Source organism: Pantoea sp. SGAir0184 (assembly GCF_043544755.1).
The window spans coordinates 403,504-418,609 of record NZ_CP028050.1; the positions used below are offsets into that span (position 1 = coordinate 403,504).

Annotated in this window: 13 protein-coding genes and 3 tRNA genes; 8 read left to right on the forward strand and 8 right to left on the reverse strand. The window is 58.0% G+C overall.

Annotated elements, in window-relative coordinates; translation table 11 throughout:
• Window positions 1-64: 64 nt before the first annotated feature.
• The gene (locus tag C1N60_RS01925; protein WP_125310643.1) at window positions 65-1,519 is read left to right on the forward strand and encodes an NAD-dependent succinate-semialdehyde dehydrogenase; all 1,455 of its coding nucleotides are present in this window, start codon (window positions 65-67) and stop codon (window positions 1,517-1,519) included.
• Between the two features lie 15 nt (window positions 1,520-1,534).
• Entirely contained in the window at window positions 1,535-1,804 is a 270-nt protein-coding gene (locus tag C1N60_RS01930) for a barstar family protein (protein ID WP_021508141.1), read from the forward strand.
• Window positions 1,805-1,863: 59 nt separating this feature from the next.
• Here C1N60_RS01930 and yhcN (C1N60_RS01935) read toward each other — a convergent pair whose 3' ends face one another.
• The 4 genes from yhcN (C1N60_RS01935) to argR all read right to left on the reverse strand — a co-directional run bounded on the left by yhcN (C1N60_RS01935) (window position 1,864) and on the right by argR (window position 3,817).
• Window positions 1,864-2,130, reverse strand: coding sequence for a peroxide/acid stress response protein YhcN (gene yhcN / locus C1N60_RS01935; protein ID WP_021508140.1), 267 nt, complete (start codon window positions 2,128-2,130; stop codon window positions 1,864-1,866).
• A gap of 103 nt (window positions 2,131-2,233) precedes the next feature.
• Window positions 2,234-2,500, reverse strand: a complete 267-nt coding sequence (locus C1N60_RS01940) for a YdgH/BhsA/McbA-like domain containing protein (RefSeq protein WP_021508139.1) — start codon at window positions 2,498-2,500, stop codon at window positions 2,234-2,236.
• Window positions 2,501-2,590: 90 nt separating this feature from the next.
• Window positions 2,591-2,854, reverse strand: a complete 264-nt coding sequence (gene yhcN / locus C1N60_RS01945; protein WP_021508138.1) for a peroxide/acid stress response protein YhcN — start codon at window positions 2,852-2,854, stop codon at window positions 2,591-2,593.
• A gap of 492 nt (window positions 2,855-3,346) precedes the next feature.
• Window positions 3,347-3,817 (reverse strand): transcriptional regulator ArgR, encoded by a 471-nt coding sequence (gene argR, locus C1N60_RS01950; protein WP_021508137.1) that lies wholly within the window; start codon window positions 3,815-3,817, stop codon window positions 3,347-3,349.
• A 420-nt stretch (window positions 3,818-4,237) separates the two neighbouring features.
• On the opposite strand from argR, the gene mdh reads away from it, so the two are divergent.
• Complete coding sequence (gene mdh, locus C1N60_RS01955; protein ID WP_021508136.1) at window positions 4,238-5,173, forward strand: malate dehydrogenase; 936 nt, start codon at window positions 4,238-4,240, stop codon at window positions 5,171-5,173.
• Window positions 5,174-5,219: 46 nt separating this feature from the next.
• Here the strand turns inward: mdh and mscM are convergent, their stop codons facing one another.
• The 3 genes from mscM to rsgA form a co-directional block, all read right to left on the reverse strand.
• Complete coding sequence (gene mscM, locus C1N60_RS01960; protein WP_394521314.1) at window positions 5,220-8,555, reverse strand: miniconductance mechanosensitive channel MscM; 3,336 nt, start codon at window positions 8,553-8,555, stop codon at window positions 5,220-5,222.
• A gap of 17 nt (window positions 8,556-8,572) precedes the next feature.
• On the reverse strand, window positions 8,573-9,469 hold the full coding sequence (gene asd, locus C1N60_RS01965) for an archaetidylserine decarboxylase (protein ID WP_021508134.1): 897 nt from the start codon (window positions 9,467-9,469) through the stop codon (window positions 8,573-8,575).
• Between the two features lie 93 nt (window positions 9,470-9,562).
• A complete protein-coding gene (rsgA, locus tag C1N60_RS01970) occupies window positions 9,563-10,612 on the reverse strand; it encodes a small ribosomal subunit biogenesis GTPase RsgA (RefSeq protein ID WP_031279822.1) in 1,050 nt (349 codons plus the stop codon).
• A 102-nt stretch (window positions 10,613-10,714) separates the two neighbouring features.
• Here rsgA and orn point away from each other — a divergent pair, with 102 nt between their 5' ends.
• From orn to C1N60_RS01990, 4 genes are all read left to right on the forward strand, one after another.
• The gene (orn, locus tag C1N60_RS01975; protein ID WP_021508132.1) at window positions 10,715-11,263 is read left to right on the forward strand and encodes an oligoribonuclease; all 549 of its coding nucleotides are present in this window, start codon (window positions 10,715-10,717) and stop codon (window positions 11,261-11,263) included.
• A gap of 236 nt (window positions 11,264-11,499) precedes the next feature.
• A tRNA-Gly gene (locus tag C1N60_RS01980) sits at window positions 11,500-11,575 on the forward strand.
• A gap of 91 nt (window positions 11,576-11,666) precedes the next feature.
• Window positions 11,667-11,742, forward strand: a tRNA-Gly gene (locus tag C1N60_RS01985).
• Window positions 11,743-11,941: 199 nt separating this feature from the next.
• A tRNA-Gly gene (locus tag C1N60_RS01990) sits at window positions 11,942-12,017 on the forward strand.
• A 431-nt stretch (window positions 12,018-12,448) separates the two neighbouring features.
• Here C1N60_RS01990 and queG read toward each other — a convergent pair.
• Window positions 12,449-13,588, reverse strand: coding sequence for a tRNA epoxyqueuosine(34) reductase QueG (gene queG, locus C1N60_RS01995; RefSeq protein ID WP_394521315.1), 1,140 nt, complete (start codon window positions 13,586-13,588; stop codon window positions 12,449-12,451).
• Between queG and nnr the strand changes: the two genes are divergently transcribed.
• Window positions 13,587-15,104, forward strand: coding sequence for a bifunctional ADP-dependent NAD(P)H-hydrate dehydratase/NAD(P)H-hydrate epimerase (gene nnr / locus C1N60_RS02000; RefSeq protein ID WP_072217103.1), 1,518 nt, complete (start codon window positions 13,587-13,589; stop codon window positions 15,102-15,104). The genes queG and nnr overlap by 2 nt on opposite strands.
• The last annotated feature ends 2 nt before the right edge of the window (window positions 15,105-15,106 follow it).

Genomic DNA, 15,106 nt, shown 5'->3' on the forward strand with positions numbered 1-15,106 from the left:
CTCATTGCCCGATTATTGCCATCTATACTTTCCTGACAGGATGCTTACTGACAGGAGAATAACGATGTCCACTTCCCTGCAACAACACGAACTGTTCAATACTGGCTACTTCGCGGACGGCCAGTGGCACACCGCCAGCAGCACCTTTGATGTCACCAATCCGGCCACCGGCGAGGTACTGGCGCAGGTGGCGAAAGCCGGCAAGGCTGAAACCGAACAGGCGATTGCCGCCGCGCAGCGCGCCTTTCCGGCGTGGCGCGACAAAACCGCCAAACAGCGCAGCGAAATCCTTTATCGCTGGTACCAGCTGATCATCGAGCACAAAAGCTGGCTGGGCCAGCTGATGACCGCCGAGCAGGGCAAACCGCTGCAGGAAGCCGAGGGTGAAGTAGAGTACGCCGCCAGCTTTATTCAATGGTTTGCCGAGCAGGCGAAGCGCGCCAACGGCGAAATTATCCCGCCGGCCAAAGCCGGTTCACGCATTCTGGCGACGCGCGAGCCGATTGGCGTCGTCGCTGCCATCACGCCGTGGAATTTCCCGATGGCGATGCTGACGCGCAAACTCGGCCCGGCGCTGGCGGCCGGCTGCACCGGCATCATCAAGCCGGCCAATAACACCCCGCTCAGCGCCTTTGCGCTGGTGGCGCTGGCACAAAAAGCGGGCGTGCCGGACGGCGTGCTGAACGCGGTAGCCGGCGACACGCACGCCATCAGCGACGCTATTATGGCTTCCCGCGCGGTGCGTAAAATCTCCTTTACCGGTTCCACCGCAGTGGGGAAAACGCTGATGCGGAACGCGGCCGAAACCATGAAGAAAGTCTCGATGGAGCTGGGCGGCAACGCGCCCTATATCGTGTTTGACGATGCCGATATCGACGCGGCGGTGCAGGGGGCTATCGCCAACAAATTCCGCAACGCCGGCCAGGTGTGCGTCAGCGTTAACCGCTTCTATATCCACAACGCAATATACGACCGCTTTGTGCATCAGTTGGCTGAGGCGGTGGGCAAACTAAAAGTGGGCAATGGCGTGGAGCCGGGCGTGGTGGTCGGGCCGCTGATTGAGCCGTCTGCGGTGGAGAAAGTGGCGGAGCATGTCAAAGATGCGCTGAGCAAAGGCGGGAAACTGCTGGTGGGCGGCGAGCGCCATCCGCTGGGCGGCAACTTCTGGCAGCCGACGGTGATTGCCGATGCGCATGAAGAGATGCAGCTGGCGCAGGAAGAGACCTTCGGTCCGGTGGCTGCCTGCTTCCGCTTTGACGATGAAGCTGAGGTAATCGCGCGCGCCAACAACACCGAATACGGTCTGGCGGCTTACTTCTATACGCAGAATCTGCAGCGCGTGTTCCGCGTTTCGGCGGCGCTGGAAGCCGGCATGATTGGGATCAACGAGTGCGCAGTCTCGACCGAGCTGGCGCCGTTTGGCGGCGTGAAAGAGTCCGGGCTGGGACGCGAAGGATCGGTGCTGGGCATGGAAGAGTATCTGGAAGTCAAAGCGCTGCACCTCGGCGGTCTGGCGTAGCGAGAGGATGTCACCATGAGAACCGAGCGTTTCGACTTCAATGAAATCGTCGATCAGGCTCATTTCTATCGTCAGTTTTGCGAACGTTTCGCGCTAGCGGATCGCACCATTCACGATCTGGACGATCTGTGGGAAATGATCATCGGCGAGCAGATCCCGCTGCCGCTGGAAATTGCGTTCATCAATCTGGGGAAAGGGCAGAAACGCCGCTATGGTGCGCTGATATTGCTATTCGATGAGGCAGAAGAGGAGCTGGAAGGCCAGCTCCGCTTTAATGTTCAGTAGCACAACCAAAAAGGGCCCCGGCAGGCGGGGCCAAAGGGTTCGTCAGAATTGACGAGGAATTATTTGTACAGCTCTGCAGTCAGGTGATAGCTGTCACCGGTGCGCGCTTCAATCACTTTATACGCGCTGGCACCCTGCTCATCGGCTTTCTGAGAAAGCTGAGCGCGGTAATCCATAGGTGAGCCGCCTGTTCCGCTAACGGTAATAGTCTGGCCGGTAGATTGCAGATTCTGCGCGGATTCATCCGTTACCAGTTGGGCAGCCGAAGCGCCAAAAGCGAACAGAGAAAGCAGCGTAGCGGTTGCGATGGTTGTTTTGATTTTCATAATTCGTCTCCTCATTAGAATCAACAACCTGCGGCACGAAGAGGGTAAGCGGGTCGTCGATCTTCTCCCGGCGACTGCATAACGCCGGATCGATAGTTAAAGTTTATTTGTACAGTTCAGCCGTCACGTGGAAGGTGTTGTCCTGATTGTTCTCAATGATGCGGTAATGGCTGGCACCCTGAGCATCGGCTTTCTGGGACAGTTCCTGACGGATATTGGTCTGGTCGCCATCGACGCCGCTCACGCTAATGGTCTGATTCAGCGGCTGCAGATTTTCTGCCTGGGTGTTGGTTACCAGGGTAGCAGCACTGGCGCCAAAAGACAGAACGGAAGCCAGACTCAGTACAGCAATAGATAACTTGGTTTTCATGATTCACTCTCCTGAAATGGGGTGGGCAACCTGAGAGGCAAACGCCTCTCAAACGGGTCGCCGTTCACACTGCATCTTGTTCCGGCAAACTTATTTATAAAGTTCCGCGGTTGCGTGGTAGCTGTTGTCGTTATAAGCCTCAACAACGCGATAGGCTTTAGCACCTTGCGCTTCAGCTTTGGCGTTCAGCTGCTGATGGATATCCATCGGTGAGCCGCCAATGCCGCTGACGCTGATGGTGCCGACCGGCTGCAGGTTCGCTGCCTGTTCGGCGTTGATAGAATCTGCGGCGAAAGCACCAAATGACAGGGCAGATAGAACACTCAGGGTGGCGATAGTAGTTTTAACGTTCATGGTATTTTTCCTCGTCTTCTGTTTTTCTCTTTTTGATTTCGTGTGATTTGCATCACGAAAAGAAGTATAGATCTAATCACCCATGAAATTAATATCCCGCTAATAATGATTGGTTGTAATTCTTTATCCTTATGGCACATTTTTATAACGCAAAGTTATTAAAACCGCCTGGATCTTAACCAGGAGGGTGTATTTCCATGCAAAAACAATGATCTGCATCAAATTATCTTTTTGTGCGAAACAATGTGGTTGATCAAGCTGGCTGAGCGCTAAAAGCAAGAGATAACCGCTAAGCACTAATTGTAAAGCAGCGTAAAATAGCGCAAAGGGTTAAGCAGGCGAAAAGGTCGTACCAATACTTTCGCGTATTGAGAACCCGGCGGAATATGGCTAAGCGGTTATTTTGTAAGGTGTTGGCGATAAAACAGCGGGAGAAACGCGGGCGGGCAGGCAAGGTTACCGGCAGGTGAACCGCCGGTAACATACAGGGTTTTATAGTTCCTGTTCGAATAACACCAGCACGGCGTCATACAGCTGTTTCACCGTAAAGGCACGCGCTGGCGTAATAAAGATGGTGTCGTCACCGGCGATGGTGCCGAGAATGCCTTCGGCTTTGCCGAGGGAGTCGAGCAGGCGGGCGATCAGCTGGGCTGCGCCCGGGCTGGTATGAATCACTACCAGCGCATCGTTATAGTCGATATCCAGCACCAGATTCTTCAGCGGGCTGGTGGTGGTGGGCACGCCCAGTTCAGCAGGCAGGCAATACACCATCTCCATTTTGGCGTTACGCGTGCGCACCGCGCCAAACTTGGTCAGCATACGAGAAACTTTTGACTGGTTGATGTTGCCGAAGCCGTCTTCCTGCAGCGCCTGGACAATTTCGCCCTGAGAGCTGAACTTTTCTTCTTTCAGTAAGGCTTTAAACGCCTTTATCAGATCGTCTTGTTTAGATGGGTTTCGCATAAGCTACCAATAAAAGAGGGTTGCAGCAGGCAACAGGCCCGTCGCAGATAAATTATTATGCATTTAGATGAATTTTTATGCAATAAGCGGATGCGTGAATTCACGGCATGCGCGTGTGGGGCGGGCATGATAACAGAGTTTTATCCTGCACCAAAATCGCGCGCTGGCGCGCAAAGCGAAGGTTGCAAAGTTGTTATATTATTGAAGTGGTAACAACAAAACGATGATCATTGCCGTCCATAGTCTTCTGGCTGCGACTGGATCATTCAGGCGACTTCTGAAGTGGAGATGTCTCGGGAGCCGATTGCGGCGTAATGTTATTGCGCGACAGGTGTGTCGCTATCGCCTGAGAAGTTGATTAAACTCGTAACCTGATGGATTTCCGGCATATCTCTGCCCCACCTTAATAAGGAGTTCAGGATGAAAGTTGCCGTTCTCGGTGCAGCTGGTGGTATTGGCCAGGCACTCGCTCTGCTGCTCAAGACCCAATTACCCGCAGGTTCAGCCCTCTCACTGTATGACATTGCCCCGGTGACGCCAGGCGTCGCGGTTGATCTCAGCCACATTCCTACTGCCGTGAAAGTCGAAGGGTTCAGTGGCGAAGATGCCACGCCGGCTCTGCACGGCGCCGATGTGGTGCTGATCTCGGCCGGTGTGGCACGCAAACCTGGCATGGACCGCGCCGATCTGTTTAACGTCAACGCCGGTATCGTGCGTAACCTGATTGAACAGGTGGCGACCACCGCGCCAAAAGCGCTGATTGGCGTCATCACTAACCCGGTAAATACCACGGTGGCGATTGCCGCCGAAGTGCTGAAAAAAGCCGGGGTGTACGATAAAAACCGGCTGTTTGGCGTCTCAACGCTGGATGTGATTCGCGCCAACACCTTTGTCGCTGCCCTGAAGGGCAAACAGCCTACGGAGATTGAAGTGCCGGTGGTCGGCGGGCATTCAGGCGTGACCATTCTGCCGCTGCTGTCGCAGGTTAAAGGCGTCAGCTTCAGCGAGCAGGAGATCGCCGACCTGACGAAACGTATTCAGAATGCCGGTACCGAAGTGGTGGAAGCCAAAGCCGGTGGCGGCTCGGCGACGCTGTCGATGGGCCAGGCGGCTGCGCGCTTTGGTCTGTCGCTGATTCGTGCGCTGCAGGGCGAAGCCAATGTCGTTGAATGCGCCTATGTGGAAGGCGACGGCGAGTACGCGCGCTTCTTCTCGCAGCCGCTGCTGCTGGGCAAAAACGGTATCGCCGAACGCCGTCCGCTCGGGCCGCTCAGTGATTTCGAACAGCAGGCGCTCAACGGCATGCTGGAGACGCTGAAAAAAGATATCGCGCAGGGCGAAGAGTTTGTGAAGTAACCCGCGCGTAAAGAAAAAACGCCCGGCGCATGCCGGGCGTTTTGTTTTACAGGCCACCGGATTTGAAGGTCCGGCTGGCAGCCGAACCGTTGCTGGCGGGCGTTTTGCGCCCCAGCGTTTCCATCCGTACCTGGAACGGCGGGAACGGCATCTCAATGCCATGCTCTTCAAAGCCGCGCAGAATCAGCTGATGCAGCTCATGACGCAGCGGCATACGATGGCCCATCTCCGCCGCGTGCACGCGCAGCTCAAACAGCTGAATGCCCTGCTGCAGATCCACCAGGAACACATCCGGCGCTGGCATATCCAGCACGTAGGTGCAGCGATCGGCCGCCTGCTTCAGGATGGTCGTCACCTCTTCGCTGTTAACGTGGGCCGGTGCCGGAATGGTCAGCACCACGCGCGTCACCGAATCCGACAGCGACCAGTTGACGAACTGCTCGGTGATAAAGGCCTTGTTCGGCACAATAATCTCTTTGCGGTCCCAGTCGGTAATGGTGGTGGCGCGCGTATTGATGCGGGTGATGCTGCCGGTCAAATCGCGAATTGTCACGGTATCGCCGATACGGATCGGTTTCTCAAACAGGATGATCAGGCCGGAGATAAAGTTGGCAAAGATCTCCTGCATCCCAAAGCCCAGTCCCAGACCCAGCGCCGCTACCAGCCACTGCAGTTTTGACCACTCCACGCCAATAATCGAAAAGCCAATCAGACCGCCGACCAGCATCAGCGCGTATTTGGTCAGGGTGGTAATGGCGTAACCGGTACCGGGCGACAGGCTGAGGTGTTGCAGCAGCGCCAGCTCCAGCAGCGCCGGCATGTTGCGCACCAGCTGGGTGGTAATGATAAAGATCAGGATGGCGATCAGCACGGCACCCAGCGTAATGGGCTGTACGCTCTCGACGCCCTGCACCGTGGTGCTGGCATCCCACAGCGGAATGTTGTCGAGGAAGCTGAACGCGGAGTGAATCTCAGACCACAGCACAATCACCGACACCAGCGCAATCAGCGTCAGAATCGAGCGGACCAGCCGCAACGACTGCGCGCTGATCGCATCCAGATCGATAATCGGCTCTTCGACTTCCACGGTATCGGTGCTGACGGCAGACTGCTGCTCTTTTTCCTCTTCGCTGCGCGCGCGGTTGGCCAGCATATCGGCACGACGCTGGCGCGCGCGGTCAAAGGCGATGCGGCGGCGCTGAATCAGCATCCAGCGGCGAATGATGTGGTAAATCACCAGCAGGAAGAACCAGATGCCGACCGAGGTTTCCAGGCGCGCCAGCAGCGCCTGCGCGGTGGCCAGATAGCCAATGCAGGAGGCCAGCGCCGCCACCAGCGGAATGGCGATCATCAGGTTCCACAGAATCCGGTTAACGAAGTTGTCGCCGTCGCCCTCTTTATCTAAATAGAGCGGGATACCGGCGCGTTTCAGGCTGACGGTGACAATGCTCAGCGCCCCGCAGATCAGAATAAAGCACAAGCGCCCCAGCGTGGCGGAGAACTGCGGATCGTCGAGATTGGCGAAAGCAATCAGCAGCATAATCAGCGGTACGATCAGGCCGACCGTCAGCGAGTAATAACGCATGGCGCGCGCGACCCGCGCCTGCGGCCAGCGGAAGTGCACGACAAACAGGCCGTCAGGACGGGCAAAAGCCGCGCTGATCATGAATGCCCACAGCAGCGGCAGGGTGGCAGTGATGCCATCGCCAATCGCCACGGCAAATGGGTAAGGCCAGGCGTGCTGCAGGCCAAAGCCGAGCGCGGCCCACAGCACCGGCAGCGGCACCGCGACCAGAATCGACCAGAAGACGGTGCGCAGCGTCAGGCTGAAGCGGTCCTGCGTCACTTTCCCCACGCGGCTGGCCGCGCGCGCCATAAAGGCGTTGTAGTGACGACGCGTGCTGATGCTAAAGCCCACCAGCAGCATGGCACCGATAATCGGTAGCACCGTTTCGCGGTTGGTGAACATCATCGCCAGCGCTTTGCCCAGCTGGCCCAGCGTATCCAGCGACAGCAGGCGCGTCAGATCGGTGGCGACGTCCAGCGGATATTTCAGGCCAACCGGGCTGACGTCAGCGGTCCAGAACAGATAGCGGTGCGTGGCCTCTTTGACTTCACTCAGCGCGTCCTGCAGCTGCGTATTGGAAACCTTCAGCTTGGTGATTTCCAGAATCAGCGTGTCGCAGCCGGAAATCAGTGAGTTCAGCAGTTCACGCTGGGTTTTCAGCTGGGCATCCAGAATGCGCGTCTGTTCACTGGTGAACGGCGTGCCGTCCGCCTGTTTCTCTTTGCGCAGCGCCTGCTGGCGCTCCAGCAGGTCTTCATAATGCAGCCGCTGCACGCGCAGCTGGCCCATTTCACTGTCGATCTGCTGGGATTTCGGCATCTCCGGCAGGCGCGCCACCTGCGCGCGCAGCGCTTCACCCAGCAGATTCGACACGCCCAGCCACTGTGACTGCTCGCGCAGCGTACTCAGCGCCTGGCGCACCTGCAATGTCTGATTGGTAGCGAGACGCTGCTGCGAGGCCACCAGATCCATACGCTGCGCCTGCTGATTCAGATCGGCGGAGAGCTCGCGGTTAACGCGGAACTGATCGCTGATGGAGGCCGGCAGATCGCCGCTGTTTTCCGCCAGCTGTTCGGTGCGCTCCAGCGCCAGTTCGGCTTCGCGCTGGCGCTGGTTGTTGAGCTGATTGCGCAGCGCCTGCAGATAGTTATCCAGCTGGGTGGCTTTGCGCTGATGCACTTCCGCGCGCATGCGCGCCAGCTCCTGACGGTTATTGGCCGACAGCTGCGCCAGCTCCAGCTCATCGACCCGCGCTTTACTGGCAGCGCTCTCGGTCTGACGCGCATAAATCTGCGCCTGCGCCAGCGGGGTAGCGGCAGCCGCCACGCCCTGTGCGCGCCGTTCGCTTTCGGTCATGGCGCGCCGCGCATCGGTCTGCTGCTGCGGCAGCTGCGACAGAGAATCGCTGATTTCGCGGGCGCGATCCTGCTCCTGCTGCGCCTGGCGGCTCTCCTCCAGCAGCTGGCTGCTAACCTGCAGGATCTCCTGATCCAGCTCGGCATTGCTCATGTTGCTGCGCACTGGCTTGCTGCTGTCAGTCAGCGTGGCGATTTGCTGACGCAGCTCGCGCGCCAGCCGCGGGAAATCATCGATTACCTGCTGATACTGTTTCGCCCGTTCCAGCGAGTCGTCGCGTTCGGACAGGAAGTTAATTGCTGCTTCCAGCGCCTGCACCTGTTCGGCCTGGCTGGGCGAGCTTTTCGCGGATTTCGCCGTTTCCAGATCTTGTTTCAGCTGGCTGGCGGGTGGAACGGTGGCGGCAAAGACGGTGCTGCTGAGCACCAGGCTCAGCAGCAGAAAAAGAGAGGCGCGCACGGCGGTGTTTCCCGGAATTAGTCGATGAGCGGAGCGCTGTCGCCGGGCTGCGGCAGGGCGATAGCCAGCGGCTGACCCAGGCGGGTTTTGCTTTCGGCTTCAAGGCTTTCAGCCAGCTTGACGCGGTTCGGCGCGAACAGGTTGATCACCGTCGAGCCCAGCTTAAAGCGGCCCATCTCCTGACCTTTCAGCAGCACGACCGCGCCATCATGATCGGCCGATGGGTAGCGCCAGCGTTTGATCACCCCTTCGCGCGGCGGCGTCACGGTGCCGGCCCAGACGGTTTCGATGCTGCCGACAATGGTGGCGCCCACGAGGATCTGCACCATCGGGCCGTGATCGGTATCAAAGACGCAGATCACGCGTTCGTTACGGGCAAACAGGTTCGGGATGTTGCGCGCGGTCAGCGGGTTAACCGAGTAGAGATCGCCCGGCACGTAGATCATTTCGCGCAGGATGCCGTTACACGGCATGTGCACGCGGTGGTAGTCGCGCGGCGCAAGGTACGTGGTAACGAACTCACCGTCGACAAATTTTTCCGCCAGATCGTCATTGCCGGCCAGCAGCGCCTGCAGCGAGTAGGTGTGGCCTTTGGCCTGGAAGATCTGATCACCAGCAATACGGCCCAGCTGGCTGATGGCGCCATCCGCTGGCAAGGCCAGCAGCGAAGCGTCCGGATCGATAGGGCGTGCCCCCTCTTTTAACGGGCGTACAAAGAAGTCATTAAAGGTGCGGTAGCTGCCGGTGTGCGGCTTGCTGGCTTCCGCCATATCCACTTTGTAGAACCAGACAAAAATGTCGATGACCGCTTTGGTCAGCCAGCCAGCGCGGCGGCTGGCGCCCCAACCGGCGAGTTCGGTCAGCGCTTTTTTAGGCAGAATGTGATTCAGGCCGAGTTTAAAACGATCAAACACCGTTGCCTCCTGGCTTAATAACGTTTGGTTTACACAAAAGGGGGCGGATTGTAGCAGCGCCCCGGTCAGTTGGCGAATGTGCCGTTGTACCCGTTAATCTTCGCTGGCGGAAAAGTTTTTACGCGTTTTTACCTGCGCCATGCTCTCCAGAATACGGTGGTAGTTATCGAAGCGTGAAATGTCGATGATCCCGTTCTCCACCGCTTCGCGGATGGCGCAGCCTGGGTCGTTGTCGTGCTTGCAGTCGCGGAACTTACAACCGCCGAGAAATTCACGAAATTCGACAAATCCCTGGGTAATTTGTTCCGGCTCCAGATGCCACAAACCGAACTCGCGCACGCCAGGTGAATCGATGACATCGCCGCCGTGCGGGAAGTGATACAGCCGTGAGGCGGTGGTGGTGTGCTGGCCGAGGCCGGACACGTCCGACACATCATTGGTCAGGATCTCATCGCCTGCCAGGTCGAGGCCGAGCAGGTTGTTCAGCAGGCTGGATTTGCCCACGCCCGACTGGCCGGCAAAAATGCTGACCCGGCCGGTGAGCGCCGCTTCCAGATCCTTCAGTCCATCTTTGGCGCGGCTCGATACCATCAGTACGCGATAGCCAATGTGGCGATAGATATCCATCTGCTCATCGACAAACGCCCGCGCGTCGTCATCCAGCAGATCGGTTTTATTCAGTACCAGCAGCGGCTCCACGCCGAGCGTTTCGCTGGCCACCAGATAGCGATCGATAATGTTCAGCGACAGCTCTGGCAGGATCGCCGACACAATTATGATCTGATCAATGTTAGCGGCGATTGGTTTCACGCCGTCATAGAAGTCCGGGCGCGTCAGCACCGTCTGGCGCGGGTGTACGGCTTCAACAATACCTTTGCCGCCGTTTTCACCCGCGGCGCGCCACACCACGCGGTCGCCGGTGACCAGCGAGCGAATGGTGCGGCGGATATTACAGCGATGTACCTCGCCGGCGCTGTCTTCCACATCCGCGTGCATGCCAAAGCGGCTGATCACTACGCCCTCAGAGGCTTCACCAAACAGGCTGTCGTCCGGTTCCGGCTTTTCGTTCCGTTGCTGCAGACGACGCTGATGGTTGGCGCTGACGCGACGTTGTTGACCCTTCGACAATTTATTTTTGCTCACGCATCCTCTCACGCTTTCGCCAGGCTTCGCCCCGCTGGGCAAAACGTCTATGATACACCTTAATTCAGGCTAATGACGACTTTGGCAACAGGCGGGAAATGCATGACAGCGGGAAATGAAAACAATCTGATTTGGATCGACCTGGAAATGACCGGACTGGATCCGGAGCGCGATCGCATTATTGAGATCGCCACCATTGTAACGGACGCCAACCTCAACATTCTGGCCGAAGGTCCGGTACTGGCGGTGCACCAGTCCGATGCGCAGCTGGCGCTGATGGATGACTGGAACGTGCGCACCCACACCAATAGCGGGCTGGTTGCGCGCGTAAAGGCCAGCCAGCATGACGATCGTGCGGCGGAGCAGGCGACGATTGCGTTTCTGCAGCAGTGGGTTCCGGCCAACACCTCACCGATTTGCGGCAACAGCATTGGCCAGGATCGCCGCTTCCTGTTTAAGTACATGCCGGAGCTGGAAGCCTATTTCCACTACCGCTATCTGGATGTCAGCACGCTGAAAGAGCTGGCGCGCCGCTGGAAGCCAGAGATTCTGCCAGGCTTTAAAAAGGCCGGTACGCATCAGGCGCTGGACGACATTCGCGAGTCCATTGCCGAGCTGGCCTACTACCGCGAGCACTTCCTGCAGCTGTAAATCAACGCGGGTGCGCAGGAAAGCAGCAGTTTGCCGATTAAAACAGCAAACGCGCGCAAAGCGCAAAATTTTGCTTTGCAACGCTTGCGGCGGGAAGGATTTCTCGTATAATGCGCACCCCGTACCGGTGAAGAATTTACAACAGGTACGGAGCAGTAAAAGTAACAAATGTTCTGAATCAGGTAGTTCAGTTGCGCTAAGGCGGTCAACGCCGCAGCAGATTGAAAGACAATGATGCGGGAATAGCTCAGTTGGTAGAGCACGACCTTGCCAAGGTCGGGGTCGCGAGTTCGAGTCTCGTTTCCCGCTCCAGAACGTGCAGTAAAAAGTAATGCATCAGAATCAAGGATTTCAGCCGCGTCCAGGCCGTTAACGCCGCAGCGCAATGAAAGACGACGATTATGCGGGAATAGCTCAGTTGGTAGAGCACGACCTTGCCAAGGTCGGGGTCGCGAGTTCGAGTCTCGTTTCCCGCTCCAGTCTCTGTTGCAGTACGCCATCCAAATCACGGATTTAGTCTTTTTGCGGTTGTTGTGACTTAAGAATGCCGGTACATAATCGAGTATTTGAGTTTGCAACAAGGCGGCAACTGAGCGAATCCCTGGGAGCTTACACGAGTAAGTGACCTGGGTGAGCGAAGGCAGCCAACGCCGTGGCAGACTAAAATACGAAGATTATGCGGGAATAGCTCAGTTGGTAGAGCACGACCTTGCCAAGGTCGGGGTCGCGAGTTCGAGTCTCGTTTCCCGCTCCAGATTTTCATATTCACTAAAGTTATTTGCCCCCGGGCACAATCAGACATACAACTGCTGCAGTCGTTTTACCTGTGCGGTTCCGTTTGTTATCTGGAAATTTTGCACGCTGCGTGAGTGCCTGAGATGTCTGCGTCTGTTGCAGTAATCTTACAGGTTATCCACAATGCGCCCGCAACGTGCTGACGGCGTTTTACCCTATCTGCAAAACCGTTTTGAACAGAGTTATCCACAAGCTCTGGACAAGCCCCTGCGCGCAAAACCCGACGTAAATGTTTACAGTAATTATCTAACTCTATGTTTTTTATTGGGTAAATGATATTTCAGACTGTGAATGCCCCTTTTAGACGAAATAACGATCCACGTCACTATTCGGGGAAATAATTTTATTCACAGCATGTGGAAAAGCATAATATCCTGCGCGATTGCTCAATCATGCATCACGCGGTAACCCTTTCTCGACGGCGCGCACCAGCCGCTGCTGCTGTGCCGATTGCACCTCTACCGCCTGCGCCGCGCGCTTTTGCCGCTGTTGCGCTATCGCCCAGTCAATGTGCTCATCCAGCAGCGGATGTTCACCGCGCCGCTGTTCTAATGCCGTGAGATTCTCGGGTGCCCAGGGCGCATTACCCAGCGCCACCGCTACGTTACGCAGCCAGCGCAGATGGCCGATGCGGCGAATGGCGGAGCCTTCCGTGACGCGCAGAAAACGGGCTTCATCCCAGCCGAACAGTTCGACCAGCTGCGGCGCGTGCAGCACCGCGCGCGGCGAAAAATCCTCTTCGTCGGTCAGCTGACCATAGCGATTCCACGGGCAGATCAGCTGGCAGTCGTCACAGCCGTAAATGCGGTTGCCGATCAGCGGACGCAGCGCTTCGGGAATGGCGCCTTCCAGTTCAATGGTGAGATAGGAGATGCAGCGGCGCGCATCGACGACATAAGGTTCGACGATGGCGCCGGTCGGGCAGATGGTCATGCAGGCGACGCAGCGACCGCACTGCTCTTGCTGCGGCTCATCCACCGGCAGCGGGAGATCAATCAGCAGCTCGCCGAGGAAAAACCACGAGCCGGCTTCGCGATTAAGCACCAGCGAATGTTTGCCGGTCCAGCCGAGTCCGGCTTTGACGGCAATCGGCCGCTCCAGAATCGGCGCGGAGTCGACAAACGGACGAAAATTGAGTTCGCCGCAGTGGGCCTGGATTTTTTCTCCGAGCTTTTTCAGTCGATTGCGCAATACTTTGTGGTAATCGCGGCCCAGCGCGTAGCGGCTGACATAACCCAGCTGCGGTTTTTTTAACGTGCTGGCAAACGCGGCTTTGGCCGGAAGATAGTTCATGCGTACGCTGATTACGCGCAGCGTGCCGGGCAGCAGTTCATGCGGACGGGCGCGCATCATGCCGTGACGCGCCATCCAGTCCATCTCGCCGTGATACTGCTTCTCCAGCCACTGCTGCAGTTTCGGCTCTTCGGCGCTCAGGTCGGTATCGCAAATACCCACCTGCTGAAAGCCGAGTTCGCGCCCCCACTGTTTAATCTGTTGAGCGAGCTGTTGAAGATCGAGAGGGTATGACATGAGAGACCAGGCAATTGAAGCAAACGCACGCAGTTTACCACACTCTGTCTGGCCTGCGCAGGCCATGCCGCAACTGGAGTGCGACGCCGCCGATAGCCTGGGCCTGACGCTGTATGAACTGATGCAGCGTGCCGGGCAGGCCAGTTATGAACGGATTCGCCAGCAGTGGCCGCAGGCGCAGCACTGGCTGATTTTATGCGGCCACGGTAATAACGGCGGCGATGGCTACGTGGTGGCGCGGCTGGCGCAGGCCGCCGGGCTGAGCGTGACGCTGCTGGCCTGTGACAGCGAACGTCCGCTGCCGGAAGAAGCACAGCAGGCGCGCGACGGCTGGCTGGCGGCGGGCGGCGTGATTCATGCCGCCGACGCTGCCTGGCCGGAACACATCGACGTAATTGTTGATGCGCTGCTGGGCACCGGGCTGAATCGCGCGCCTGCCGCGCCTTATCAGTCGCTGATCGAACAGATCAATGCGCACGCCGCGCCGGTGTTTGCCGTCGATATCCCTTCCGGGCTGGTGGCGGCGACCGGCACCACGCCAGGGGCGGCGGTCGTGGCGGACTGTACGTTAAGTATGATTGCGCTGAAGCCCGGTCAGCTCACCGGCAAAGCGCGTGACCACGTCGGCGTGCTGCATTGCGCGACGCTTGGTCTGGACGCGTTTCTGGCTGGCGAGCCGGCGCCGATTCATCGCTACGCTGCAGCGGATTTACCGCGCTGGCTGAAGCCGCGTAAAGCCACCTCGCACAAAGGCGATCACGGCCGTTTGCTGGTGGTTGGTGGCGACAGCGGCACGGCCGGCGCGATCCGCATGACCGGCGAAGCGGCGCTGCGCAGCGGTGCCGGGCTTGTGCGGGTGTTAACGCATGAAGATAATATTGGTCCGATTCTCAGCGCACGACCGGAGCTGATGGTGGATGCCCTGAGCGACGCGCGGCTGGACGACGCGCTGGCGTGGGCGGATGTCATCGCCATCGGCCCCGGTCTTGGCCAGCGTGAATGGGCTCAGAAGGCACTGAAAAAGGTGGCACTGAGTGAAAAGCCGATGCTTTGGGATGCTGATGCGCTTAACCTGCTGGCAATCAATGCAGATAACCGTCAGAATCGCATCATTACGCCGCATCCCGGCGAGGCAGCACGCCTGCTCGGGGTGAAAACCGCAGAGATTGAGAGTGACCGCTTACACGCCGCGCAGACCCTGGCAAACCGCTACGGCGGCGTGGTGGTGCTGAAAGGTGCTGGTACGGTAATTGCCAGCGCGACGGGCGACATGGCGATTGCGGATGTCGGCAATGCAGGCATGGCGTCCGGCGGTATGGGCGATGTGCTGAGCGGTATTATCGCCGCCCTGCTGGGCCAGCAGGCCACCCTGTTTGACGCCGCCTGTGCGGGCTGTGTCGCGCACGGTGCCGCGGCGGATGCGGTAGCGCGACAGCGCGGGACGCGCGGCATGTTAGCCACTGATTTGTTCGCACTGCTGTGGCAGTTTGTTAATCCAGAGATGATCCAACAATAAAG